Origin of the sequence: Actinacidiphila acididurans, from assembly GCF_016918855.1 — a bacterium.
Classification (GTDB): domain Bacteria; phylum Actinomycetota; class Actinomycetes; order Streptomycetales; family Streptomycetaceae; genus Actinacidiphila; species Actinacidiphila acididurans.
Genome location: NZ_JADKYB010000017.1, coordinates 83,494 through 108,707 on the forward strand (window position 1 = coordinate 83,494; position 25,214 = coordinate 108,707).

The window sequence follows — 25,214 nt, forward strand, 5'->3', positions numbered from 1 at the left end:
GTGTCCTTCGTGTCGCTCCGCCCCTCGGCCGGCTACTCCGGGTGCCGCGCCTGCCAGCCTGCCCAGGCCGAGGTGACCATCTGCCGGACGTCGTGCTTGGCCGTCCAGCCCAGTTCCTTGGCGATGGCCTCGGCGGAGGCGACGACACGGGCCGGGTCGCCGGGGCGGCGCGGGGCCACCTCGGGTTCGATCCCAGTGTGGCCCGAAACCTCGCGGATGATCTCCACCATTTCGGCCACTGAGACGCCCTCGCCGCGGCCGATGTTGAGCACGAGCGCGGCCTGGGGGTCCTCGATGAGCCGGTGGGCGGCGGCCAGGTGCGCGGAGGCGATGTCCTCGACGTGGATGTAGTCGCGGATGCAGGTGCCGTCGGGGGTGGGGTAGTCGGCGCCGAAGATCAGCGGCGGCTTGCCCTGCGAGAGCCGCTCGAAGACCATCGGGACCAGGTTGAACACGCCGGGGTCGCCGAGTTCGGGGGTGGCCGCGCCGGCCACGTTGAAGTAGCGCAGCGCGGCGGTGGCCATGCCGTGCGCCCGGCCGGCCGCCTTGACCAGCCACTCGCCGGCGAGCTTGGTCTCGCCGTACGGGCTCATCGGCTCGCACGGGGTCTGCTCGGTGACCAGGTCCACGTCCGGCATCCCGTACACGGCCGCGGACGAGGAGAACAGGAAGCGGCGCACCCCGGCGCCGGCGGCGGCCTCCAGGACGGTGCGCAGGCCCTCGACGTTCTCCCGGTAATACCAGAGCGGGCGCTCCACCGACTCGCCGACCTGCTTCTTGGCGGCGATGTGCACGACGCCGTCCACCATGTGCTCGCGCAGCACCCGGTCCAGCACGGCGCGGTCGAGCACGGTGCCGCGCTCCAGCGGGACGTCGGCCGGCAGCCGGGCCGGGTCGCCGGTGCTCAGGTCGTCGAGGACGACGACCCGCTCGCCGGCCTCGGTCATCGCCTTGACGACGTGCGAACCGATAAATCCGGCACCGCCGGTGATCATCCAGGTCATCCGGTCAGTCTAGACGGCCGGCGGTCACCGGGGTGAATCCGGGGTGAACGGGGACGGGCTTCGCGGTGCCGTTCGCGAGCCCCGCGTGACCCTCGCGGACCCGTCCGCAGGCCCTTCACGGTGCCCTTCGCGGCGCCCGCCACCGTGTCGTCCGCGGTGCCCGGCCGCCGCACGGTGGCGGCCGGTGCCGGTCACTTGCCCAGCAGCCGCCGCAGCCGTCCGCTGGCGACCCGGCGGGCTCCCTGCACGCCGTCGGCGACCCGGAGGATCAGCGCGCGGCCGGGGGTGATGTGGGTCTGCACCAGCAGCACCTGGCCGGTCGGGCGGACCACCGCGCCGCGCCGGGCCTCCTGGCCGTCGGCGGCGCGCACCTCGGTCATGGTGCGGGCGGAGGTGCCCGCGTACCGGATCTCGGCGCGGATGTGCCAGATCGCCAGCCGGCCGCCGCGGGCGAGGTCGGCGGTGCGCAGCCGGACCGCGGCGGTCCAGTCCGTGCCCTCGCCGATCAGCGGGGTCTCCAGGGTGATCGCGGGCCGGCCGGTGCCGCGCTCGGTCAGCTCCACCCGCAGCGCGACCGGGTGCAGCGCGGCGAGCCGCCCGTACAGCTCGCGGACCCGCAGTGCGAGCCGGGTGTTGGCGCCGGTCTGCACCCGCGCCTCGACGGTCACCGGCAGCTGCTCCGGGGGGAGTTCGGCCAGCTCCGGCGGGGGCGTGCTGCCGTACGGCGGGATCAGCCGGGGCGGCCGGGCGGCCAGCTCCACCAGCCGGCCGAGCCCCGCGGCGCCCGGCTCGGGCTCGTCGGCGCCGGGCGCGGTCAGCGCGCGGGCCATCCAGCGCGACGGGACCGTGGCCTGCGCGACGCCCTCCCGGTCGAAGCCGGCCACGTAGTCCCGCGTCACCTTCCACCAACCGGAGACGTAACCCGGGGAGCGCTGCGGCAGTTCTCTGACGTACATGGGCAGGTCGTAGTCGAGGAACTTCGCCTGCGCGGACTCGGCGAGGCCGTAGGCGCCGGCGTCGCGGAGGGTGTCCACCACTCCGCGGTGCGCGGCGACGCGGTGCCGCCAGTTGGCCAGGTCGCCGCGGCGCAGCGAGATGGACAGCCGGGCGGCCTGACGGCGTACGTGCCAGACGTAGACCGGCTCGTCGGTGTACGCGATGCGCGGCTTGGCGGCGTAGACGCGGGCGGTGAAGACGAAGTCCTCGTAGTGGAAGGCGCCGTCGGGGAAGGTGATGCGGCGCTCGCGCAGGAAGGCGGTGCGGTAGAGCTTGTTGACCGACAGGGTGTCCCAGAGCAGTTCGGGGTGGTCCTCTATGCCGGTCAGGACGATGCCGGGCAGGGCCGCGCCGTCGCCGTAGATCTTCGGCGCCCACACGGTCTCGCGGCCGCCGGGCAGTTCGCGGCGCACGGCCCGGCCGGCGGTGACGTCGGCGCGGTGCTTCTGGGCGAGCGGCAGCAGGGCGGCCACCGCGCCCTCGGGCAGGATGTCGTCGCTGTCGAGGAAGAGCAGGTAGGGGTACTGGGCGGCGGCCAGGCCGTCGTTGCGGGGGGTGCCGCAGCCGCCGCTGTTGGTGGTGCGCGCCACCAGCCGGACCCTGGGGTCGCGGTCGGCCACCGCCGCGATCGCCTCCGCGGTCGCGTCGGTGGAACAGTCGTCGACGACGATCACCTCGCCGACGTGGTCACCTTGGGCCAGCGCCGACTCGACGGCCGTGGTGACATGCTCCGCGTCGTTGAATGTGATCACGACGACACTGACACGCGCCTTCAAGGACCCTCACTTCCGCGATCTTCTCCAAGCGGCCAGAGTAGTATTTGCCGTTTTCGGTTGCCCACACCGGGGTGAACTCTTCTTCCTGCGCTCCGGGCCCGTCGTTGAACATCGGCCGTACACCCGGCGGTGTCCGGGTTACGGGAGCCTGTGCGCCGTACGCTGGGAAACGCGCACGAAACGTGCCGAATCCCGCACTCTCCGTACCCGCGCCCAGCCGCGTACGACCCCGAAAGCGACCCGGTGACCCATGCGATTGTCGATCGTAGTTCCCTGCTTCGACGAAGAGGCTGTGATCGGGCTCTTCGATGCGCGGATCCGCCGGACCCTGAGGGAGCCGCGTTGACGGGAAGCCACGCCAAGCAGCACCCTTCAGTGGTGCAACGCTCGCTCCGCTCGCCGCAGCTGCTCCAGGTCGTCCGCTTCGCGCTCGTCGGCGTGGTCAACACGACCACCTTTTACGGCTTCTACCTGGCGCTGCACCCGCTGATGCCGTACTTCCTGGCCTATACCTGCGCCTTTGTGCTCAGCATGATCGGGTCGTTCTTCCTGAACACCTATTTCACCTACCGGACCCGGCCGACCTGGAAGAAGTTCCTGCTCTTCCCGCTGACCAATCTCACCAATTACGTGGTGACGAGCGTCGGCGTGTTCGCCCTGGTGGAGGGCGCGCACATGAACGACAAAATCGCGCCCCTGGTGGCGGCCGCGGCCGCGATCCCGTTCACATACGTCCTGTCGCGGAGGATCCTGCTGAACTCCGGGAAGGCGCAGGCGGAAGCGCCCACCGAGCCGGCGCCGGCGGCCGAGCCGGTCGCCGGGCGCTGAGCCGAGGCAGTGCTCAGCGTCGGCGCCGTCCGGTCACGGCTCGCCGGGCAGGGTCACCCTTCGCCGAGGAGGGTCACTTCTCGCCGAAGGGATCGAAGGCGCGGAACTCCTGGTCGGCCTCGTCCCGTTCGGCCTGCCGGTCGCGGCGCCGGGTGACGGCGGGCCGGGGGGCGTCCAGGCGGTGGTCCTCGCCGCGCCGGCCCAGCATCTCGGCGCCGGCGGCAAGCGAGGGCTCCCAGTCGAAGACCACGGCGTCCTCGTCGGGGCCGATGGCGACGCCGTCACCGGCCTTGGCACCGGCCTTCACCAACTCGTCCTCGACGCCCAGGCGGTTGAGCCGGTCGGCGAGGTAGCCGACGGCCTCGTCGTTGGCGAAGTCGGTCTGGCGGACCCAGCGTTCGGGCTTCTCGCCGCGGACCCGGAAGAACTCGCCCTCGTGGGTGACGGTGAAGCCCGCGTCGTCCACCGCCTGCGGCCGGATGACGATCCGGGTGGCCTGCTGCACCGGCTGGGCGGCCCGGTGCTCGGCGACAATCCCGGCGAGCGCGTACGACAGCTCCTTGAGCCCCTCGTGGGAGACCGCGGACACCTCGAACACCCGGTAGCCGCGGGCCTCCAGGTCCGGCCGGATCAGCTCGGCCAGGTCGCGCCCGTCGGGCACGTCCACCTTGTTCAGGGCGACCAGCCGCGGCCGGTTCTCCAGCCCGGCGCCGTACGCCCGCAGTTCGGCCTCGATGACGTCGAGGTCGGTCACCGGGTCACGGTCGGCCTCCAGCGTCGCGGTGTCCAGCACGTGCACCAGCACCGAGCAGCGCTCGACGTGCCGCAGGAACTCCAGGCCGAGCCCGCGGCCCTCGCTGGCGCCCGGGATGAGGCCCGGCACGTCGGCGATGGTGTAGACGGTCTCGCCCGCGGTCACCACGCCGAGGTTGGGCACCAGGGTGGTGAACGGGTAGTCGGCGATCTTCGGCTTGGCCGCGGACAGGACCGAGATCAGCGAGGACTTGCCGGCGCTGGGATAGCCCACCAGCGCCACGTCGGCCACCGTCTTGAGCTCCAGCACCACTTCGCCGCCCTCGCCGGGCTCGCCGAGCAGAGCGAAGCCGGGCGCCTTGCGGCGCGCCGAGGCCAGCGCGGCGTTGCCGAGGCCCCCACGGCCGCCCTGGGCGGCGACGAAGGTGGTGCCCTGACCGATCAGGTCGGCCAGCACATTGCCGCGCTTGTCGAGGACCACGGTGCCGTCGGGCACCGGCAGCACCAGGTCGGTACCGTCCTTGCCGGAGCGGTGGCCGCCCTCGCCGGGCTTGCCGTTGGTGGCCTTGCGGTGCGGGCTGTGGTGGTACTCGAGCAGGGTGGTGACGTCCTGGTCGACGACCAGGATCACGTCGCCGCCGCGCCCGCCGTTGCCGCCGTCCGGGCCGCCGAGCGGCTTGAACTTCTCCCGGTGCACGGAGGCGCAGCCGTGGCCCCCGTTACCCGCGGCGACGTGCAGCTCGACGCGGTCCACGAAGGTGGTCATGGTGGCTCTTCCTCCAGATGCTCGGACAGATGCTGCTCAGGGCCGTCGCGCGGCGGCGGTCACGCGCGGCGGGCGGGTGCGGGTCGAACGAACCGAGGGCGGCCCCGCGTCCCGTGGCCGGGAAGCGGGTCCGCCCTCGAAGAAGTCCCTGCGCCGCCGCTCAGGCCGCGGGAACGATGTTCACGACGCGACGGCCGCGCTTCTTGCCGAACTCGACCGCACCGGCCGACAGGGCGAACAGAGTGTCGTCCTTGCCGATGCCGACGCCGGAGCCCGGGTGGAAGTGGGTGCCGCGCTGGCGGATGATGATCTCACCGGCGCTGACGACCTGACCGCCGAAGCGCTTCACGCCGAGCCGCTGAGCGTTGGAGTCACGGCCGTTCCGGGTGGACGACGCGCCCTTCTTGTGTGCCATCTCTCCTCAGTCCTTACTTCGCCGCAACCGGGATGTCGGTGATCTTCAGCGCCGTGTACTGCTGGCGGTGGCCCTGGCGCCGGCGGTAGCCGGTCTTGTTCTTGTACCGCAGGATGTCGATCTTCTGGCCCTTGTGGTGGTCGACGATCTCCGCCTCCACCTTGATGCCGGCCAGCACCCACGGGTCGCTGGTGACGGCCTCGCCGTCCACGACGAGCAGCGTCGAGAGCTCGACCGTGTCGCCGACCTTGCCGGTGGAAATCTTGTCTACCTCGACGATGTCACCGACGGCCACCTTGTGCTGGCGCCCGCCGCTGCGCACGATCGCGTACACGCGGAACTCACTCTCTGCTCGATTCGGACCCCGGATGCCAGCCGCCCCAGTGACGCTCGGGAGGCCTCTCCCGGCGGACCGCCGGGAGGAAGGTGCTCAGGGGTAGGCGTACAAACGCCGAAGGTCAAGGTTACGGAGTGCCCTCGACCGGGTCAAATTCGCCCGGGCGGGCGGCTCGCAGGCCGCTCACCCGGGCGAATCCGGTGTCACTCTGCGGACGCGGCCGCCTTCTTGGCGGTGGTCTTCTTCGCCGCCGTCTTCTTGGTGGCCGTCTTCTTCGCCGCGGTCTTCTTGGCGGCGGTCTTCTTGGCGGTCACCTTCTTCGCCGTCTTCTTGGCCGGCGTCTTCTTCGCCGCGGAGGTACGGGCGGCCCGCTTCCTGGGCTCCGCGCCTTCCTCGGCCTCGCCGTCCCCGGTGACCGCGGCCTCGGGTGCCTCCCCGGACGCCGTGTTGGGCACCACGACGACCGCCGCGTCCTCACCGGCCGGGGCGACCGTACGGGTGGCACGGCGCCGGGTACGGGCCGGCGGCGCGGTCGAGACCTCGGGCTCCGGCTCGGCAGCCGCGGCCGGGCGCTCCGGGGCGACGACCACGACCGTCGCCTCCTCGGCGGCCGACGGCGCCCCGGCGGGCGCGGTGGCCTTACGGGTCGCGCGGCGGCGGGTACGGGCCGGCGGCTCGGTGGAGACCTCCGGCTCGGGCACCACGACCGGCTCGCTGACCGGCACGACCACCACCGCGGCCTCCTGCTCGCGGTCGGCGGCGGCGGGCGCGCCCGCGGGCGCGGTCGCCTTGCGGCTGCCGCGCCGGCGCCGGCCGCGCGTGCTCGCCGCGGCGGCCTCGGCCTCGGCGGCGGTGCCGAACCACTCCTCCTCCGGGTCGCCGACCGAGGGCACCAGGTCCGACTCGCCGACCTCGATCGGCTCCAGCTCCGGCAGCTCCTCGAGCTCGCCCCCGGCGGCCTCAACGGCCTCCTCGGAGCCCGCCACGGCAGGCTCCGGGCCGGTCCCGGCCACGGGCTCCAGCACGTGCTCGTGCTCGTGGTCCGGCTCGCCGGCCCCGGCGCCGCGGCGGCGCTTGCGCTTGCCCCCGCCGCCGACGGTCGTGGCCTGGTCCATGTGGACGATCACGCCGCGGCCGTTGCAGTGCACGCAGGTCTCGGAGAAGGACTCCAGCAGCCCCTGGCCGACCCGCTTGCGGGTCATCTGCACCAGGCCCAGCGAGGTGACCTCGGCCACCTGGTGCTTGGTGCGGTCCCGGCCCAGGCACTCCAGCAGCCGGCGCATCACCAGGTCGCGGTTGGACTCCAGCACCATGTCGATGAAGTCGATCACCACGATGCCGCCGAGGTCCCGCAGCCTCAGCTGCCGGACGATCTCCTCGGCCGCCTCCAGGTTGTTGCGGGTGACGGTCTCCTCGAGGTTGCCGCCCTGCCCGGTGAACTTCCCGGTGTTGACGTCGATGACGACCATGGCCTCGGTCTTGTCGATCACCAGCGACCCGCCGGAGGGCAGCCAGACCTTGCGGTCCAGCGCCTTCAGCAACTGCTCGTCGATCCGGTAGGTGGCGAACACGTCGACGTCGGAGTTCCACCGCGACAGCCGCTCCACCAGGTCGGGCGCGACGTGCGAGACGTACTCGTGGACGGTGTTCCACGCGTCGTCGCCGCTGACGATGACCTTGGAGAAGTCCTCGTTGAAGATGTCGCGGACCACCCGCACGGTCATGTCCGGCTCGCCGTACAGCAGCGTCGGCGCGTTGCCGGTCCTGGCCTTCTTCTGGATGTCCGCCCACTGCGCCTGGAGCCGCTCGACGTCGCGGCGCAGCTCATCCTCGCTGGCGCCCTCGGCCGCGGTGCGCACGATGACGCCCGCGTCCTCGGGGACGATCTTCTTCAGAATGGTCTTCAGCCGGGCCCGCTCGGTGTCGGGCAGCTTGCGGCTGATGCCGGTCATCGAGCCCTCGGGCACGTACACCAGGTAACGGCCGGGCAGCGAGACCTGGCTGGTCAGCCGGGCGCCCTTGTGGCCGATCGGGTCCTTGGTGACCTGCACCAGCACCGACTGGCCGGACTTGAGCGCGGTCTCGATCCGGCGCGGCCCGCCGGACAGGCCCAGCGCCTCGAAGTTGACCTCACCGGCGTAGAGCACCGCGTTGCGGCCCTTGCCGATGTCGACGAAGGCGGCCTCCATGGACGGCAGCACGTTCTGCACCTTGCCCAGGTACACGTTGCCGACGTAGGAGGTGGCCTGCTCCTTGTTGACGTAGTGCTCGACGAGGACGTTGTCCTCCAGCACGCCGATCTGGGTGCGCTCGCCGTTCTGCCGCACCACCATGACCCGCTCGACCGCCTCGCGGCGGGCCAGGAACTCGGCCTCGGTGATGATCGGCACCCGGCGGCGGCCCTGCTCGCGGCCCTCGCGGCGGCGCTGCTTCTTGGCCTCCAGGCGGGTGGAGCCCTTGATGGACTGCACCTCGTCGACGCTGGTGCCCTCGGTGCGCGGGCGCGGCTCGCGGACCTTCACGACGGTGCGCTCCGGGTCGTCGCCGGACGTCTCCTCGGCCGCGGCCTCGGTGCCCCGGCGGCGACGACGGCGCCGGCGCCGGCTGCTGCTGGTGCCGGAGACGTCCGTGTCCTCGTCCTCGGCGCCTTCCTCGGCCTCGGGCTCGCCCTCGTCCTCGTCGTGGTCCTGGTCGGTCTCGTCCTCGGCTGCGCTCTCGCCGGCCTCGGCGGCGTCACCCCGGCGCCGGCGGCGGCCACCGCGGCGACGGCGGCGCGAAGGACGCTCGCCGCCCTCGCCCTCGTCGGCCTCCTCGACCTCGCCCTCGGCCTCCGTCTCCGCCTCGGTCTCGAGGTCGGCCGCGGACTCGGTCTCCGGCTCGTCGGCGGCGGTCACGGCGGCGTACGGCTCGCCCGGGCCGCGGCGGCGACGGCGCCGCCGCGAGGGGCGCTCCTCCTCCGCCTCTTCCTCGTGCTCGGCCTGGTCGCCCTGCACGGCGCGGTCCTCGGGCTCTTCCGCGGCAGGCTTCGGGGGGGCCGGGGCCTGGAACACCGGCGCCTGGAAGACGGCCATCGCCGGGCGTACGGCACGCCGCCGGCCCCGGGCCGGCGCCTCCGTGACCGCCTCTTCGGCGGCGACGTCCTCGGTGCGGACCTCGATCACCACGGACTGCGCGGGGATCCCGAAGGCGAGGGCCACCGCGGCCACGGCCTCGGCGGTCGCCTGCTCCAGGGTGTCGCCGTAGCCGCGGATCTCGTGCGCGTCGTCGACCTCGACCAGCCAGCCGCCGTCCTCGGTGCGCGCGGCACCGGTGTACGCGTGCACGCTCTCGTCCCTGGGCGCGAGCGCACCGGGCTTGAGCCGCCGCGAGCCCTCGCCCGCGGAGCCCGCGGAGAACGTCGGCACCGCCGCGCCCTTCCGCGCCCCGGCGCCCGCGGCCTGCGCCTGCTCGGCCTCGGCTGCGGTCGTCCTGCGCGTCACCCGACGCCGCTTGGACGCGGGCGCCTCCTCGGCGGCGGGCTGCTCGGCGACCGGAGCCTGTACGGCCTCGGTGGCCTCCGCGGCCGGCGGCGGTCCGGCGGGCGCGCTGGCCTTGCGGGTCGCCCGGCGACGGGTACGGGCCGGCGCGGCCTCCGCCGGCTCCTCGGCGACGGGCTCGGCCACGGGGGCCTGCGCCGCGGTCCCGGCGGGCGCTCCGGCCGCCACGACGACCTCGGCCTCCGCCGGGGCACCGGCCGGCGCGGTCGCCTTGCGGGTCGCCCGGCGACGGGTACGGCCCGGCGTCTCCTCGGCGGCGGGCTCGGCGACAGCGGCTTCGGCAACCGGCTCGGCGGGCGCGGCCTCCACGACCGCCTCCGCCGGGGCACCGGCCGGAGCCGTGGCCTTACGGGTGGCCCGGCGCCGCTTGGACGCGGCCTCTTCGGCGGCGGGCGGCTCCTCGGCCGCCGCGACTGCGGCGGGTTCGGCCTCGGCGGCGGGCGCGGTGGCCTTGCGGGTCGCGCGACGGCGGGTACGGGCCGGCGCGGCGGACTCGCCCTCGGCGGCAACGGTCTCACCGACGGGTTCGGCGGCGGCGGCCGCGTCGGCCGCGTCGGCCTCCGCCGTTGCGGCGGCGGGCTCGGCAGCCGTGGCCTTACGGGTCGTGCGGCGCCGCGGGCGCGCGGCGGGTTCGGCTTCGGCGGTGTCGCCACCGGCCTGCGCGGGCGCGGCCTCAGCGGCGGCTGTTTCCGCCTCGGCGGCAGGCGCGGTCGCCTTGCGGGTCGCCCTGCGGCGGGTACGGGCCGGCGCCGCGGACTCGCCCTCGGCGGCCTGCGCGGAACCGGCATCGGTCGCGCCGCCCTCCGGGGCGGCGGCAGGAGCCTCGGCGGCGGGCTCGGCAGCAGCGGCCGTCGCCTTACGTGTGGTCCGGCGGCGCTTGGGCACGGCCTCTTCCGCGGCGGGTGCGTCCTCGGCAGCGGCGGCCGACTGGTCGGCGTCGCCCTGCGCGGCGGGCGCGGTGGCCTTACGGGTCGCGCGGCGGCGGGTACGGGCCGGCGCCGCGGGCTCGCCCTCGGCGGCCTCGGCGCCGCCCTCGCCGGGCTGCGCGGACGCCGGTGCGGCGCCGTCGGCGGCCGCGTCCGTCGCGGCCGGGGGTCCCGCCGGGCGGGAGGCGGCGCGACGTCGGCGGCGCGGGGCCGCGGTCTCGTCGGCGGCCTGGGCGCCGGCGGTCTCGTTGTCGGTGGTGCCGGGGTTCACTTCCGGCACGGTCGGTTCGGTCTCGGGCATTCGGGCATTGCTCCCGTCATGCTCCCGGGCGCCGTGCCGTGGACCGGCGGGGGTCTGCCGCTTGGTACGCGGAACCGCCCTCCGGGGGCGCGGGCGCCGCACGGGAGCTGCTGTGTCGCTCGCCGGCCCGCCCATCGGGGGCCGGCGAAAGTCTCATGTGGTCAGCGGCGCCGGGCCCGGGTGGCTCCCGGTCTCGTCGGCACCGCGTCGACGTCGTACCTAGGCGGAACCGGCCGGCACCGCCACGGCGTCGCGGTCGGCCGCGAGCGGGTCGGTGACCGTACCGGACTCCTCGTCGAGCGGCCCCTGCGCCAGCCTGGTCACCGCTGCGGGGACCGGCGGCGCGAGGTCGGCCGCGATCTGGAGGCCGGACAGTACGTCGTCGGGTCGTACGGCAGGTGTCAGATGCCGCACAACCAGCCGCAGTATCGCACAGGCGCGGTCGTGCGGCCTATCGGCATCATTGTGCACTGCGTCCGTGTCCACGACCTCCAGCCGCGTCACTGCGGCCCGGCAGTCGAAGGTGCGGACGCCGTTCTTGGTGTCGCGCTGTACTTCCACGGTGTCGGCGGCGAGGAACACGGCGGCCGCCCGGCGCACGTCCTGCGGCTCGACCCCGTCCAGCCGGAGCTGCCACACGGACGCCTCGAGGCGTTCGGCGAGTCCGGGGGTGCGGACCTCGACGGCCTCGACGACGTCCAGCCCCGCGGGCAGCGACGCGTCCAGCAGAGCCCGCAGCGGCTCCGGGTCGCGCGCCTTGGCGAGCGCGATCTCCAGATACTCCGCCTCACTGCCGACGCCGGTGGGTGCGGCGCCCGCGTACGACACCTTGGGGTGAGGGGTGAAGCCGGCCGAGTAGGCCATCGGCACCTCGGCGCGGCGCAGTGCCCGCTCGAAGGCGCGCTGGAAGTCGCGGTGGCTGGTGAACCGGAGGCGGCCGCGCTTGGTGTACCGCAGGCGGATGCGCTGCACCGCGGGTGCGGGCGGGGGGCCTTCGGGCTGTCGCTTGCCCAGTGTCGTTCAGTCCTTCTCGTCGTGTGCTGCTGGTCGTGGCGGTCGCCGTTGCCGGCGCTGGCGTGACGGCCGGTGCCACGGCGGCACTTCCACAAGTTGCTTCCCGGTGCGGCCCGGTCCGTACGTATACAAGGTTACGCCGCGTGCCCCGTCCTTCGCGCCGCCCGTACCGCCCCTGTGGACAACCTGCCGGACGCGGCGGGCACGACGACCGGCCCGCCGACCGGGCGAGGACACCGGGAGCGGGCATGCGGAACCGTTCATCGGCGGTACGTGGTGGACACACCGATGTTTTTACGCCAGGACACCTGTCCGGTTATTCGGTTTCCCCGATTTCCGGGTTTTCCGCACCCGTCGGAATTGAGCGGCGGACGGACCCCGATTACCGGGAACCGCCGGCCGCCGAAAGCGGGGGTCCGCCGCGGACCGGCCCCGGAGGAAGGGGGCGGAGCCGGACCGCGGCGGAGCACAGGGGTGCGCCAAAGCGCCCTGGGTGACGGCTCGTTCAGCTACGGGACCGGCGCGCGGGGCCGAGTGTCTGCGCCCGGGTCGAGGGCGCACTGTTGCACACAGTGAAAGCCGCGGCAGTGCCGGCGGCAGGGAATCGTACAAGTTTCATTCATGGCCCCCGTACGGAACGACGATCCGGGGTGCCGGACCCACCCCGAAGCCGCTCACCGTTCCCACTGCTCTCATTGAAGCACAGGAGCAGCATCGTTACGGGTAAAAAGTGAATGCACATTTCCGGAGCCGGATATTCCGCACGCCATACCAGAAGGATCCGGAACAACCCAGAGAAATCAGCACCCGGCGGAAGTCACGGACACCCGCACGCACGCCGGCGCCCCGGCCCGTACCGGGCACGAGGGCGCGCAGGCAGTCCCGTCGCGCCGGTGCCCGGTACCGGGTGGAGGTGATTAATGCGCGTGCCCGGCCGCCGCCGGAGCGGGCGCGGAATTGACGACCGTCAAGGGCAGCAGCTTCTTGCCGGTGGGGCCGATCTGGATCGAGGTGTCCATGGCCGGGCAGACGCCGCAGTCGAAGCAGGGGGTCCAGCGGCAGTCGTCGACCTCGGTCTCGTCGAGGGCGTCCTGCCAGTCCTCCCAGAGCCAGTCCTTGTCCAGGCCGGAGTCGAGGTGGTCCCAGGGCAGGACCTCCTCGATGACGCGCTCGCGGGTGGTGTACCAGGCCAGGTCCACGCCGTGCGCGGGCAGCGCGGTCTCGCAGGCGTCCAGCCAGCGGTCGTAGGAGAAGTGCTCGCGCCAGCCGTCGAAGCGGCCGCCGGCGGCGTACACCGCGCGGATCACGTCGGCGACCCTGCGGTCGCCGCGGGAGAGCAGGCCCTCGATGATGCCGGGCTTGCCGTCGTGGTAGCGGAAGCCGATGTTGCGGCCGTACCGCTTGTCCCCGCGGATGGCGTCCCGCAGCTTCTCCAGCCGCGCGTCGGTCTCCTCCACGCCGAGCTGCGGGGCCCACTGGAACGGGGTGTGCGGCTTGGGCACGAACCCGCCGATCGACACCGTGCACCGGATGTCGTTCTGGCCGGTGACCTCGCGGCCCTTCTGGATGACCTTCTTGGCCATCTCGGCGATCTGCAGCACGTCGTCGTCGGTCTCGGTCGGCAGCCCGCACATGAAGTACAGCTTCACCTGGCGCCACCCGTTGCCGTACGCGGTGGCGACCGTGCGGATCAGGTCCTCCTCGGAGACCATCTTGTTGATCACCTTGCGGATCCGCTCCGACCCGCCCTCGGGCGCGAACGTCAGTCCCGAGCGGCGGCCGTTGCGGGTCAGCTCGTTGGCCAGGTCGATGTTGAACGCGTCGACCCGGGTGGAGGGCAGCGACAGGCCGATCTTGTCGTCCGTGTACCGGTCGGCCAGGCCCTTGGTGATGTCGGCGATCTCACTGTGGTCGGCCGACGACAGCGACAGCAGGCCGACCTCCTCGAAGCCGGTGGCGCGCAGGCCCTTGTCCACCATCTCGCCGATGCCGGTGATCGAGCGCTCGCGGACCGGGCGGGTGATCATGCCGGCCTGGCAGAAACGGCAGCCGCGGGTGCAGCCGCGGAAGATCTCCACGGACATCCGCTCGTGGACGGTCTCGGCCAGCGGGACCAGCGGCTGCTTGGGGTACGGCCACTCGTCCAGGTCCATGACGGTGTGCTTGGCCACCCGCCACGGCACGCCGGACCGGTTGGGCACGACGCGGGCGATCCGGCCGTCGGGCAGGTACTCCACGTCGTAGAAGCGCGGCACGTAGACCCCGCCGGTGCGAGCGAGCCGCAGCAGCAGCTCGTCCCGGCCGCCGGGGCGTCCCTCGGCCTTCCAGGCCCGGATCACGTCGGTGATCTCCAGCACGGCCTGCTCGCCGTCGCCGATCACGGCGGCGTCGATGAAGGCGGCGATCGGCTCGGGGTTGAACGCGGCGTGCCCGCCGGCCAGCACGATCGGGTCGTCCAGGGTGCGCTCGGCGGCGTCCAGCGGGATGCCGCCCAGGTCCAGGGCGGTCAGCAGGTTGGTGTAGCCGAGTTCGGTGGAGAAGCTGACGCCGAGCACGTCGAAGGCGCGCACCGGGCGGTGGGCGTCCACGGTGAACTGCGGCACCCCGTGCTCGCGCATCAGCGCTTCGAGGTCGGGCCAGACGCTGTACGTGCGCTCGGCCAGGACGCCCGCGCGCTCGTTGAGCACCTCGTAGAGGATCATGACGCCCTGGTTGGGCAGGCCGACCTCGTAGGCGTCGGGGTACATCAGCGCCCAGCGCACGTCGGCGCTGTCCCAGTCCTTGACGGTGGAGTTCAGTTCCCCTCCGACGTACTGGATCGGCTTCTGTACATGCGGCAGCAGCGCTTCCAGGCGGGGGAAGACCGACTCGACAGGCATCTCGGCGTCTCTCGTGAGCTGGCGGTGGAATCACCCCACACTACCCGAGCCGGATGACGGTCACGGCCGCCCGCAGGTGGGCCCGCACCGCCGGGACCGGGCCGCGCACCGCCGGGACCGAGGCGGCGCCGCTCAGAGCGGACGGTCCGCCGCCCGCCACTCCCCCGGCAGCCGGGCCTCGATGTCGGCGGCGATCTCCCGTTCCCTGCGCCGGAGGGCCTTGTACGGCGCGGTGTCCTCGCCGGCCGCGCGGGCCTGCCGGCGGGCCTCGGCGACGGCGACCCGGCACATCACGCTGTCCTGGTGCTCGCCGAGGAGTTGCTGCACGCCCTTCATTCGGGCGGTGTGGGCCGCTGCCCTGCCGCCGAGCACGATGCGCGCGGCCTCACTGGAGTAACGGGCCCGCTTGGCGTCCTTGCGTGCCTCGTGCAGCGCCACGTCCCGGTCCTGGCCGGGCGGCAGGGCGAGGGCGGCCTCGACGGCGTGCCGCAGCCGCGCGTGGTCCCGGCGTACGGTCGCGGCGGCGGCCTCGGCCGCGGGCCCGGCGGCCCGGCGGCGGTAGGGCGGCGCGGCCAGCAGCGCTTCGAGGGCGTCGAGCAGCGCGAAATAGCGGGAGCCGTCGAGTTCGGCCACGACGGCGGCGTGCGCGGCGCGGTGGTCGCCCGGGTCGAGCAGGCGGCGGCGCACGTCCGGGCCGGCCTGCCCGCCTCCCAGCTCGGCCAGTCGCGCGCCCAGTCGTTCGGCGAGCACCTCGCGGTCCCGGGCGCCGCCGAGGACCGCGGCGAGCCACTTCAGCTCGGCGCCGATCGGGTCGGTGACCTCGCGGTCCAGTTCGCGGCGGAAGCTCTTCATGGCGCTGCGGGCCCGGCGGGTGGCCACCCGCATCCGGTGCACGGCGTCCTCCTCGTCGCGGCGCACGGCCGGGTCGAGCGCGAGGATCGCGGTGAGCTGGGCGTACAGGTAGCCCAGGGGGACCTGGCCGGCGGTGACGACCGGGTCGGGGGGCGGCGGCGGTACCGGCGGGCGGTCGTCGCCGAGTGCCCGGGCGAGCTTGGAGCCGGACCGGGAGCGGCGCAGGCCGGCGGCGACGAAGCGTTCCTCCACGGCGTCCAGCAGGTCCGGTGTGCCCTCGGCGAGTTCCACCTCGACCTCGGTCCAGCTGTCCGCCTCGATCCAGGCGCCGGTGTCCTTGTGCCCGGGGCCGACGGCTCCCGCCGTGTCCCGGGCGTCGGCGTCCGCGGCCGGCACCGACGCGGTCACCTTGTCGTACGCGATCTCGGCGAGGGTCCGCCCGTCCCCGGCCAGCAGCAGCACCCGGCGGCGCTCGGTGCGCAGCCGCGCCACGGGGGCCAGCGGACGGCCGCGGACCACCGCGGCGACCTCGGTGCGCAGTTCCCGCGGCGGCGCGCCCTCGGCCGGGCCGAGCGGGGCGCGCACCTCGGTGCGGGTGTCCGCCTCGGCGGCGGGCAGTTTCAGGTGCCAGCCCTCGTCGTCACCGCCGGTGCGCCGGCGCAGGGTCCGGCGGTGCGCGGCGAGGGCGAGGGCGGGGGTGTCGAAGTACACCGCGTCCAGCCGGACCGGCGCGGGCTCGCGGGTCGCGGCGACCTCGGGCAGGTCCGCGAGATCGGCCGGAGCGGGCCGTACCCGGCCCCGGCCGTCGCTCGCGGCCTCGTACTTCCGTTCCGTCTCGCGGACCCGGGTGCCCATGGGTGGAACCTAATCGCACCGCCCCCGCGAGGCAATGCCGTTCGGCGGGACAGGTTCCGCTACGCCGACATCGGCCGTTGCATCTTCACCGACTGCAGCAGTCCTATGGCCACGAAATTGGCGAACATCGATGATCCGCCGTAGGAGACAAAGGGCAAGGGAATACCCGCGACCGGCATGATGCCGAGCGTCATGCCGATGTTCTCGAAGGACTGGAAGGCGAACCAGGCGACCACCCCGGCGGCGACGATCGTGCCGTACAGGTCGGTGGCCTGGCGGGCGATCGCGCAGGCGCGCCACAGGACGACGCCGACCAGCAGGATGATGAAGGCCGCCCCGACGAAGCCGAGTTCCTCGCCGGCCACCGAGAAGACGAAGTCGGTCTGCTGCTCGGGCACGAACTGGCCGGTGGTCTGGGTGCCGTGGAACAGGCCCTTGCCGAGCAGGCCGCCGGAGCCGATGGCGATACGGGCCTGGCTGGTGTTGTAACCGACACCGGAGGGATCCAGGGCGGGGTTGGCGAACGCCGCGAACCGGTCGACCTGGTACTTGCTGAGCACGCCGAGCTTCCAGACCAGCAGCGATCCGGCGATGCCGGCGAAGATCAGGCCGACCACCCAGCGCTTGGAGGAGCCGGAGGCGAGCAGCACCCCGAGGATGATCGAGGCCAGCACCATGATCGAGCCGAGGTCCGGCATCAGCATGATGATCAGGATGGGCAGGACCGCGATCCCCAGCGCCTGGAGCACCGTGCGGTGGTCCGGGTGCTTCTGGTCACCCGCGTCCACCCGGGCCGACAGCACCATGGCCATGCCCAGGATGATGGCGACCTTCACGAACTCCGAGGGCTGGATCGAGAAGCCGCCGCCGATCACGATCCAGGAGTGGGCGCCGTTGACGGTCGAGCCCAGCGGGCTGAGCACCGCCAGGATGCCCAGGATCGAGAAGGCGTAGAGGAACGGCACCAGGCCGCGCATCCTGCGGTGCCCTATGACCATGGCGCCTATCGCCAGGGCCAGGCCGATCCCGGCGTTCATCAGGTGCCGGATCAGGAAGTAGTAGTGGTCGCCGTGGGTGAGGTTGGTGCGGTTGCGGGTCGCGGAGTAGACCAGCAGGGTGCCGATGCCGCACAGCAGCGCGACGGCGAACAGCAGCAGCCAGTCCATCCGGCGCACCACCGAGTCCCGCGCGAACAGCTTGCCGAGCGTGGACCGCTCCGGGGTGAACCGGCGGATGGAATACGTGTGCGCGCTCATGCCGCGTACTTCCTGCCGTAGAGCAGCCGTTCGGTACGTGTCGGGGTGAGCGCGGCCGGGACCGGCCCGCCTGCATCCGCGGTGTGCGAGCCGGTGGGCGACACGAGCAGCGGTACGTCGTAGGAGGCGGGCACGACCACCCCGTCGGGGTTGACCTTGGGCAGCGTGGCGACCGGGGTCGGCATGAGGCCCTTCTTCGGGTCGATCTGCGGGGTGTCCGGGGTGATCCCGTACATCGCCTCGTAGATCCGCCGGATGGCGGTACCCGCACCGCCGGAACCGGTACCGGCCTGGGAGATGGTCATCACGACCGTGTAGTCCTTGGTGTACGTGTCCAGCCACGACGTGGTCTGCTTGCCGGCGACCTCGGCGGTACCGGTCTTGGCGTGCAGCGGGATCTTGTCCTGCGGCCAGCCGCCGAACTTCCAGGCGGCGGTACCGTCGGTGATCACGCCGGCCAGCGCCTTGTTGATGTACGCGAGGGTCTTCGGGGTGTCCGGCAGGTGGCCGGTGACCTTGGGCTTGATCGGGGTGATGGTCTTGCCGTCGGGGCTGACCACCGCCTTGCCGAGGGTCGGCTCGTACAGGGTGCCGCCGTTGGCCAGCGCCGCGTACACACGGGCCATCTGGACCGGGGTGACCAGCGTGTCGCCCTGGCCGATCGCGTAGTTGACCGAGTCACCGGCGCGCAGCACGTAGCCGTCCGGGCAGTTCTCTATGGCGATGGCGATGCCCAGCGGCGGGTTCTTGTCCTTCTTGTGGGCCTTGGCCGTGGCGCACCAGTAGTTCTTGTTGGCGTCCCAGAAGTCCTTCTTCCACTGCCGGTCCGGGACCCGGCCGGTGACCTCACCGGGCAGGTCGACGCCGGTCTTGGCACCGAGCCCGAACTGGTGGGCGGTCTTGTAGAACCAGTCCTTGGGGTGCTTGGGGTCGGTGCCGCCGTCCTTCTGCCACTGGTCGTAGGAGATGCCGTAGAAGACGGTGTCGCAGGAGACCTCCAGGGCGCGCTCCAGCGAGATGTCGCCGAAGGACTCGCCCTCGAAGTTCTTGAACACCCGGTCGCCGATGGTCATCGACTGGGTGCACGGGTAGGCCCCGTTGATGTCGTACCCGGCGTTGACCGCGGCGGAGGTGGAGACCACCTTGAAGGTGGAGCCGGGCGCGGACTGGCCCTGGATGGCCCGGTTGAGCAGCGGATAGTTGGACTTGGCGTCGGTGAGCGCCTTGTAGTCCTTGGCGGAGATGCCGCCCACCCACACGTTCGGGTTGTAGGTCGGGGCGCTGGCCATGGCGATGATCCGGCCGCTGTGGTTGTCCATCACCACCACCGCGCCCGAGTCGGCCTTGTAGTTCTCGTGGGTGATCGTGTCGTAGGTCTGGCGGGCTTCCTTCATGGCGGTGTCCAGCTCGCGCTCGGCGACCGCCTGGACCCGCGAGTCGAGGCTGGTGACCAGAGTGTCGCCGGGCACCGCGGGGGTGTCGCCGGCCTTGCCGATCACCCGGCCGAGGTTGTCCACCTCGTAGCGGGTCACGCCCGCCTTGCCGCGCAACTGCTCGTCGTAGGCGCTCTCCAGGCCGGAGCGGCCGATCTGGTCCGAACGCAGCAGCGGGTTGCTGGTCTTCGCCGAGTCCGCGACCTCCTGGTCGGTGACCGGGCCGAGGTAGCCGAGCACCTGGGCGGCGTTGGCCTGGTTCGGGGACGCGTACCGGCGCACCGCGGTGGGTTCGGCGGTGATGCCGGGGAAGTCCTCGCGGCGCTCCATGATCTGCAGGGCCTGCTGGGTGGTGGCCGCGTCGGTGATCGGGATCGGCTGGTAGGGCGAACCGTTCCAGCAGGGCCGGGGGGTCTGCGCGTCGCACAGCCGGACCTTGTCCATCACGTCCTGGGGCTTCATGCCGAGCACGCCCGCCAGCCGGGTGAGCACGGCCTGCCCGTCGTCGGCCTGCTTGAGCAGGTCGGTACGGCTGGCCGAGACCACCAGCCGGGTCTCGTTGTCGGCCAGCGGCACACCGCGGTCGTCCACTATCGAGCCGCGCACGGACGGGGTGACCACTTGCTGGGTGTTGTTGCTGGCCGCCTTCTGCTGGTACTGCTGCCCGTTGCGGATCTGCAGGTACCACAGCCGGCCGCCCAGGGTGAGCAGCAGCGACACGACGATGACCTGGAGGATCACCAGCCGGATGGTGATCCGTGTGTTCCGTCCGGTGTCCGGGATGTTGCTCACCGGCGCACCCCTCCCCTGGCCATCGACGTGGTCTTGGCGATCTTTCCGGCCCGGCCGAACAGGCCGCGCTGCGGGCTGATCCCGGTACGGGTCCCGGGCCGCACGCCGGGGCGCAGGCCCATCCGCGGGCCGCCGCGCGAACGGTTCCGGGTGCCGAAGCCGCCGGAGGCGTCCTCGGTGATCGGGTCGTGGTCGAAGCGGCGGGCCAGGGCCATCACCACCGGGACCACGAAGGGCGCGAGCAGCAGGTCGTAGACGGTCGCGGTGAACAGCAGCTTGACCACGCCCACATGGGCGCCGGCGGTGTCGCCGACCAGGCTGCCGACCCCCGCGTACAGCAAGGTGGTGGTGACGGCCGCGCCGATGACCACCAGCATGGGCCCGACGGCGGTGCGCAGTTGGCCCGACTCGGGCTTGGCCAGCCCGGCGGCGTATCCGACCACGCACAGCACCAGCGCGTACCGGCCCACCGCGTGGTCGGCCGGCGGGGCGAGGTCGGCGAGCAGGCCGGCGGAGAAGCCGACCAGGCTGCCGCCGACATGGCCGTAGGTGAGGGCCAGGCCCAGCACGGTGAGCAGCAGCAGGTCGGGCACGGCACCGGGCAGGTGCAGCCGGGCCAGCACGCTGACCTGGACAACCATGGCGATCACCACCAGGAAGGCGGAGAGCACGATCCGGTTGAGGCGCATGGGTGGGCCGTCCTAGGGGGTGGCGGTGGTGCTCGGGGTCGCGGTGCCGCCGGGCGTCGTCGGAGTCTTGGGGGTCGCCTTGGCCGTGGGCCTGGCGGGCGGCGCGGTGGTCGGCCGCGGCGGCAGCACACCGTCCCGCGGGTTGCTGCGCGGGCCGACCACGACCACGCCGACGATGTCCAGCCGGGTGAACCCGACGAACGGCTGCACCAGCACGGTCTTGGTCAGGTTGCCCGCGGACGGCTCGACGCCGACCACCGTGCCGACCGGGACGCCGGCCACGAAGGGCTTGCCGGCCTCCGAGCCGAAGGTGACCATCCGGTCGCCCTTGTGCACCGAGGCCTTGCCGTTGAGCAGTTGCACCCGCATCGGGTTCTCGCCCTGGCCGGTGGCGAAGCCGAGTTCCTGCGAGCCCTCCAGCCGGGTGCCGACGGTGAAGTCCGGGTCGTTGGCGAGCAGCACGGTGGCGGTGGACGGGCCGACGGTGGTGACCCGGCCGACCAGGCCCTGGCCGTTGATGACCGTCATGTCGCGGGTGATGCCGTCGTTGCTGCCCGCGTCTATCGTGACGGTCCAGGAGAAGCCCTGGGCCGCGCCGATCCCGATGACCTGCGCGCCCTTGATGGTGTACTGACCGGCGCCGGCGGTGCGCAGCAACTGGTCGAGTTCCGCGGCCCGGGCGCGGGTGGTGTCCTTGCTGCCGAGCTGCTGCTTGAGCGCCAGGTTCTCGCGCTCCAGACGGCGGACCGTGGCGGCCTTCCCGTCGGAGTCGCGGATCGCGGAGAAGGCGTTGCCCACCGGGTCCACCGCGTGGGAGACACCGTTCTCGACCGGGCCGAAGACGGACTGGGCCGCCTGGCGCGGGCCGTCGAGGGGTGAGTTCTCACCACCCCGGATGTCCACGGTGATCAGCGCGAACGCGATCACCACCAGCAGCACCAGCAGAAGCCGGCTCTCTCGTGTGTCCCTCACGGGCGCCAGTCCGTGCCTTCCTCATCGGACCCGCCGCCGCTTCGGGCCGCGGCCGGTCGGTGCCAGTGTGCGGTGATCCGGTGCCGACGCCGGATCAGATGGACCGGGCCGTCGTGGTCCGCGCGGTCATCTGCGCGGCGCCGCGTCGAGGACCTGCTGCAGCGCCTCGAACTCCTCGACGCACTTGCCCGCGCCGAGCGCCACGCAGTCCAGCGGCGACTCGGCGATGTGGATGGGCATGCCCGTCTCGTGCCGCAGCCGCTCGTCCAGGCCGGTGAGCAGGGCGCCGCCGCCGGCCAGCACGATGCCGCGGTCCATGATGTCGCCGGACAGCTCCGGCGGGCATTTGTCCAGGGTGGTCTTCACCGCGTCGACAATGCTGTTGACGGGTTCCTCGATGGCCTTGCGCACTTCGGCGGCCGAGATCACCACGGTCTTGGGCAGTCCGCTGACCAGGTCGCGGCCGCGGATCTCGGTGTGCTCCTCGTCGGCCTTCGAGGCGAAGGCCGAACCGATGGTCAGCTTGATCTGCTCGGCGGTGCGCTCGCCGAGCAGCAGGCTGTACTCCTTCTTGATGTGCTGGATGATCGCGTTGTCCAGCTCGTCGCCGGCCACCCGGATGGACTGCGCGGTGACGATGCCGCCCAGGCTGATCACCGCGACCTCGGTGGTGCCGCCGCCGATGTCCACGACCATGTTGCCGGTGGCCTCGTGGACCGGCAGGCCGGCGCCGATCGCCGCCGCCATGGGCTCCTCGATGATGTGCACGGTACGGGCGCCGGCCTGGGTGGACGCCTCGATGACCGCGCGCCGCTCGACGCCGGTGATGCCGGAGGGGACGCAGATGACCACGCGCGGCCGGGCCAGGTAACGGCGCTTGTGCACCTTGAGGATGAAGTAGCGCAGCATGCGCTCGGTGATCTCGAAGTCGGCGATGACGCCGTCCTTCAGCGGGCGCACCGCGACGATGTTGCCGGGGGTGCGGCCGATCATCTTCTTCGCCTCGGCACCGACCGCCAGGATGCCGCCGGTGTTGGTGTTGACCGCCACCACCGACGGCTCGTTGAGGACGATCCCGCGGCCCCTGACGTACACCAGCGTGTTGGCGGTCCCGAGGTCGACAGCCATGTCACGGCCGATGAACGACATGTTGTTCGCCATGTGGATACGTCTGGCCTTCCCGAGCGTGAGCGGAGATTCCATCGTAGTCGCGCCCGGCCGGGCGCGGCGGTCGGGTTCCGACGTCATTGTCATCAGAACACACAGCGGACCTCTGTAATGGTGACGCCGTGTCGGGGTGAATGGTTCCCGATCGACCTCGTCATATGCCCCCGGACATTCCCCGGATCAATGGGGATGATCCGCGCCCGGACATGCCGTGATCAGGCCCTGTTCGGGCCCCGGTCAGGCCAGGCCGGGGAAGAAGATCTTGATTTCCCGCTCGGCGGATTCCGCCGAGTCCGAGGCGTGAATCAGATTCTCCCGGGTGATGGTGCCGTAGTCACCCCGGATGGTACCGGCGGGCGCGGCGATCGGGTCGGTGGGGCCCGCCAGGGCGCGTACTCCCTCGATCACCCGCTCGCCCTCGACCACCATGGCGACCGAGGGACCGGCCGACATGAACTCCATCAGCGGCTCGTAGAACGGGCGTCCGACGTGCTCGGCGTAGTGCTGCTCCAGGACCGGCCGTTCCAGGGTGCGCAGTTCCAGGGCGCTGATCGTCCAGCCCGCCTTGTGCTCGATACGGCCGATCAGTTCGCCGATCAGGCCGCGGCGAACGGCGTCCGGCTTGAGAAGGACGAGGGTGCGCTGGGACACGGTACGGCTCCTGAGGCATGAGCAAATATGACGGGCGGATGTGCCATGAGCCTACAAGGCCGCCCGCGCCGTCAAGCCGCCGAGGCGGAGTTACGGGCCCGGATCGCGTCGACCTTGCGGCCGAAGTGGACCGACGCCCACCACAGCGCCGCGAAGACCACGCCGAGGAAGAACATCGTACCGATCACGAAGCCGCTGACCACCAGGGCCGCCTGGAGCACCCAGCCCACCGCGACCGCGCCGCGCCGGCTGAGCACCCCGCACAGCAGGACGCACACCGCCATCGCGGCCCCGCACACCGACCACACCTGGGCCTGGGAGAGGTCGGGGTGCTTCATGGCCACCAGCCCGGCGAACCCGATGACGAAGAACTCGCTGATCAGCGTGGTGGAACACAACGTGCGCACCGGAGGCGTCCCTTCACTTGCGGCCCAGCAGCAGCCGGGCCTCTCCCACGGTGATGACCGAGCCGGTGACCAGCACACCGGCCCCCGCGTACTCGCCCTCGTCCTCGGCGAGCGTGATCGCCGCCTCCAGGGCGTCGTCCAGCCGCGGCTCGACCTGCACCCGGTCCTCGCCGAACACCTCGACGGCCAGCGCCGCGAGATCGTCCACGTCCATCGCCCGCGCGGTCGAGTTGCGGGTGACCACGACCTCGGCGAACACCGGCTCGAACGCCTCCAGCAGCCCGCGTACGTCCTTGTCGCTGCTCGGTCCCACCACACCGACCAAATGGGTGAAACCGAACACCTCGCTGACGGCGGCCGCGGTGACCTGCGCGCCGCCCGGGTTGTGGGCCGCGTCCAGCACCACGGTGGGGCTGCGGCGGACCACCTCCATCCGGCCCGGGGAGGTCACCGAGGCGAACGCCTGCCGCACGGTGTCCGCGTCGAGGGTGCGCAGGTGCATGCGGCCGATGCCGAAGAACGCCTCGACCGCGGTGAGCGCGACCGCCGCGTTGCGCGCCTGGTGCTCGCCGTGCAGCGGCAGGAAGATCTGCTCGTACTCCCCGGCCAGGCCGCGCAGGGTGAGCAGTTGACCGCCGACACCCAGTTCGCGGTGCACCACGCCGAAGTCCTCGCCCTCGCGGACCACGGTGGCGTCGGTCTGCGCGGCGTGCTTGAGCAGCACCTTGGCGGCGTCCGCGGGCTGCTGGGCGAGCACCACGGTGGCGTCCGGCTTGATGATGCCGGCCTTCTCCACCGCGATGTCGCCCGGCGTCGGGCCGAGGCGTTCGGTGTGGTCCAGCGAGATCGGGGTGACCACGGCCACCTGCCCGTCCACCACGTTGGTGGCGTCCCAGCTGCCGCCCATGCCGACCTCGACCACGGCGACGTCCACCGGCGCGTCGGCGAAGGCGGCGAACGCCATGCCGGTCAGCACCTCGAAGAAGGACAGCCGGTGCGGCCGGGACTCGTCCACCATGGTCACGTACGGGGTGATGTCCCGGTAGATCTCGATGAACCGCTCGGCGGCGATCGGGGTGCCGTCCAGGCTGATCCGCTCGGTGACGGACTGCACGTGCGGGCTGGTGTAGCGGCCGGTGCGCAGCTCGAAGGCGAGCAGCAGCCGCTCGATCATCCGGGCGGTGCTGGTCTTGCCGTTGGTGCCGGTGATGTGGATCGACGGGTAGGCGCGCTGCGGTTCGCCGAGGATGTCCATCAGCGCGGCGATCCGGTCCAGCGACGGGTCGAGTTTGGTCTCCGGCCAGCGGCCGAGCAGTTCCTCCTCCACCGCGCGCAGCTCGCGGTCCACCGCGGGGTCGGCCGGGCGGCCCGGCACGTCGTCCTCCGGGGAGGGCGCGGAGACCTGGGCGCGCAGGGTACGGCTGCCGGCCTCGATGACCGCCATGTCGGCCTCGCGCGGCGTGCGGGGCTCGTCCTGCGTGTCGTCGTCCGCCGGGCCCGGCTCGTGGTCCTGCGCGAAGTCCGGCTCGTACGGCTCGTCGCCGGTGGGGTTGCTCACGGCGTCCAGTCTACGGATGCGGGCCCGGGCCGATCGGCCCGGGCCCGTCGC

At 72.5% G+C, this 25,214-nt stretch carries 18 protein-coding genes; 1 reads left to right on the forward strand and 17 read right to left on the reverse strand.

Going from position 1 to position 25,214, the window contains the following annotated elements:
* Nucleotides 1-32 precede the first annotated feature (32 nt).
* Together galE and ITX44_RS27960 are read right to left on the reverse strand one after the other, a co-directional pair.
* A complete protein-coding gene (gene galE / locus ITX44_RS27955; protein WP_205360196.1) occupies nt 33-1,004 on the reverse strand; it encodes a UDP-glucose 4-epimerase GalE in 972 nt (323 codons plus the stop codon).
* 191 nt (nt 1,005-1,195) lie between these two features.
* The gene (locus ITX44_RS27960) at nt 1,196-2,776 is read right to left on the reverse strand and encodes a glycosyltransferase family 2 protein (protein WP_205360197.1); all 1,581 of its coding nucleotides are present in this window, start codon (nt 2,774-2,776) and stop codon (nt 1,196-1,198) included.
* 378 nt (nt 2,777-3,154) lie between these two features.
* Here ITX44_RS27960 and ITX44_RS27965 point away from each other — a divergent pair, with 378 nt between their 5' ends.
* A complete protein-coding gene (locus ITX44_RS27965; RefSeq protein WP_205360199.1) occupies nt 3,155-3,604 on the forward strand; it encodes a GtrA family protein in 450 nt (149 codons plus the stop codon).
* Nucleotides 3,605-3,677: 73 nt separating this feature from the next.
* On the opposite strand, the gene obgE is transcribed toward ITX44_RS27965, so the two are convergent.
* The 15 genes from obgE to folC form a co-directional block, all read right to left on the reverse strand.
* Nucleotides 3,678-5,123 (reverse strand): GTPase ObgE, encoded by a 1,446-nt coding sequence (gene obgE, locus ITX44_RS27970; RefSeq protein WP_205360201.1) that lies wholly within the window; start codon nt 5,121-5,123, stop codon nt 3,678-3,680.
* 160 nt (nt 5,124-5,283) lie between these two features.
* On the reverse strand, nt 5,284-5,538 hold the full coding sequence (gene rpmA / locus ITX44_RS27975) for a 50S ribosomal protein L27 (protein WP_205360202.1): 255 nt from the start codon (nt 5,536-5,538) through the stop codon (nt 5,284-5,286).
* Between the two features lie 13 nt (nt 5,539-5,551).
* Entirely contained in the window at nt 5,552-5,872 is a 321-nt protein-coding gene (rplU, locus tag ITX44_RS27980; protein WP_205360204.1) for a 50S ribosomal protein L21, read from the reverse strand.
* Between the two features lie 206 nt (nt 5,873-6,078).
* Nucleotides 6,079-10,638, reverse strand: coding sequence for an Rne/Rng family ribonuclease (locus tag ITX44_RS27985; protein ID WP_205360205.1), 4,560 nt, complete (start codon nt 10,636-10,638; stop codon nt 6,079-6,081).
* 219 nt (nt 10,639-10,857) lie between these two features.
* Nucleotides 10,858-11,610, reverse strand: a complete 753-nt coding sequence (locus ITX44_RS27990; RefSeq protein WP_205360207.1) for a TIGR03936 family radical SAM-associated protein — start codon at nt 11,608-11,610, stop codon at nt 10,858-10,860.
* A 959-nt stretch (nt 11,611-12,569) separates the two neighbouring features.
* A complete protein-coding gene (locus ITX44_RS27995) occupies nt 12,570-14,531 on the reverse strand; it encodes a TIGR03960 family B12-binding radical SAM protein (RefSeq protein ID WP_205360209.1) in 1,962 nt (653 codons plus the stop codon).
* Nucleotides 14,532-14,663: 132 nt separating this feature from the next.
* Entirely contained in the window at nt 14,664-16,238 is a 1,575-nt protein-coding gene (locus tag ITX44_RS28000) for a CYTH and CHAD domain-containing protein (RefSeq protein WP_205360211.1), read from the reverse strand.
* A 59-nt stretch (nt 16,239-16,297) separates the two neighbouring features.
* Nucleotides 16,298-17,494, reverse strand: coding sequence for a rod shape-determining protein RodA (gene rodA / locus ITX44_RS28005; RefSeq protein WP_205360213.1), 1,197 nt, complete (start codon nt 17,492-17,494; stop codon nt 16,298-16,300).
* A complete protein-coding gene (gene mrdA, locus ITX44_RS28010; RefSeq protein WP_205360215.1) occupies nt 17,491-19,719 on the reverse strand; it encodes a penicillin-binding protein 2 in 2,229 nt (742 codons plus the stop codon). The genes rodA and mrdA overlap by 4 nt, the downstream gene beginning before the upstream one ends.
* Nucleotides 19,716-20,408 carry a rod shape-determining protein MreD gene (gene mreD, locus ITX44_RS28015; RefSeq protein ID WP_205360218.1) on the reverse strand — a complete coding sequence of 231 codons (693 nt, stop codon included), beginning with the start codon at nt 20,406-20,408 and terminating at the stop codon, nt 19,716-19,718. The genes mrdA and mreD overlap by 4 nt, the downstream gene beginning before the upstream one ends.
* A gap of 12 nt (nt 20,409-20,420) precedes the next feature.
* On the reverse strand, nt 20,421-21,380 hold the full coding sequence (mreC, locus tag ITX44_RS28020) for a rod shape-determining protein MreC (RefSeq protein ID WP_205360220.1): 960 nt from the start codon (nt 21,378-21,380) through the stop codon (nt 20,421-20,423).
* A gap of 126 nt (nt 21,381-21,506) precedes the next feature.
* Nucleotides 21,507-22,529 (reverse strand): rod shape-determining protein, encoded by a 1,023-nt coding sequence (locus ITX44_RS28025; RefSeq protein WP_205360366.1) that lies wholly within the window; start codon nt 22,527-22,529, stop codon nt 21,507-21,509.
* A 255-nt stretch (nt 22,530-22,784) separates the two neighbouring features.
* On the reverse strand, nt 22,785-23,198 hold the full coding sequence (gene ndk, locus ITX44_RS28030; RefSeq protein ID WP_205360222.1) for a nucleoside-diphosphate kinase: 414 nt from the start codon (nt 23,196-23,198) through the stop codon (nt 22,785-22,787).
* Nucleotides 23,199-23,269: 71 nt separating this feature from the next.
* Nucleotides 23,270-23,605, reverse strand: coding sequence for a DUF4233 domain-containing protein (locus ITX44_RS28035; RefSeq protein WP_205360224.1), 336 nt, complete (start codon nt 23,603-23,605; stop codon nt 23,270-23,272).
* A 13-nt stretch (nt 23,606-23,618) separates the two neighbouring features.
* Nucleotides 23,619-25,163, reverse strand: coding sequence for a bifunctional tetrahydrofolate synthase/dihydrofolate synthase (folC, locus tag ITX44_RS28040; protein WP_307795517.1), 1,545 nt, complete (start codon nt 25,161-25,163; stop codon nt 23,619-23,621).
* Nucleotides 25,164-25,214: the final 51 nt, after the last annotated feature.

Bases quoted from the DNA above. Each gene is read 5' to 3' on its own strand.
- galE (WP_205360196.1), bottom strand. From the start codon at position 1,004: ATGACCTGGATGATCACCGGCGGTGCCGGATTTATCGGTTCGCACGTC.
- obgE (WP_205360201.1), bottom strand. From the start codon at position 5,123: ATGACCACCTTCGTGGACCGCGTCGAGCTGCACGTCGCCGCGGGTAAC.
- rpmA (WP_205360202.1), bottom strand. From the start codon at position 5,538: ATGGCACACAAGAAGGGCGCGTCGTCCACCCGGAACGGCCGTGACTCC.
- ITX44_RS27985 (WP_205360205.1), bottom strand. From the start codon at position 10,638: ATGCCCGAGACCGAACCGACCGTGCCGGAAGTGAACCCCGGCACCACC.
- ITX44_RS27995 (WP_205360209.1), bottom strand. From the start codon at position 14,531: ATGCCTGTCGAGTCGGTCTTCCCCCGCCTGGAAGCGCTGCTGCCGCAT.
- ITX44_RS28000 (WP_205360211.1), bottom strand. From the start codon at position 16,238: ATGGGCACCCGGGTCCGCGAGACGGAACGGAAGTACGAGGCCGCGAGC.
- rodA (WP_205360213.1), bottom strand. From the start codon at position 17,494: ATGAGCGCGCACACGTATTCCATCCGCCGGTTCACCCCGGAGCGGTCC.
- mreD (WP_205360218.1), bottom strand. From the start codon at position 20,408: ATGCGCCTCAACCGGATCGTGCTCTCCGCCTTCCTGGTGGTGATCGCC.
- ITX44_RS28025 (WP_205360366.1), bottom strand. From the start codon at position 22,529: ATGTCGTTCATCGGCCGTGACATGGCTGTCGACCTCGGGACCGCCAAC.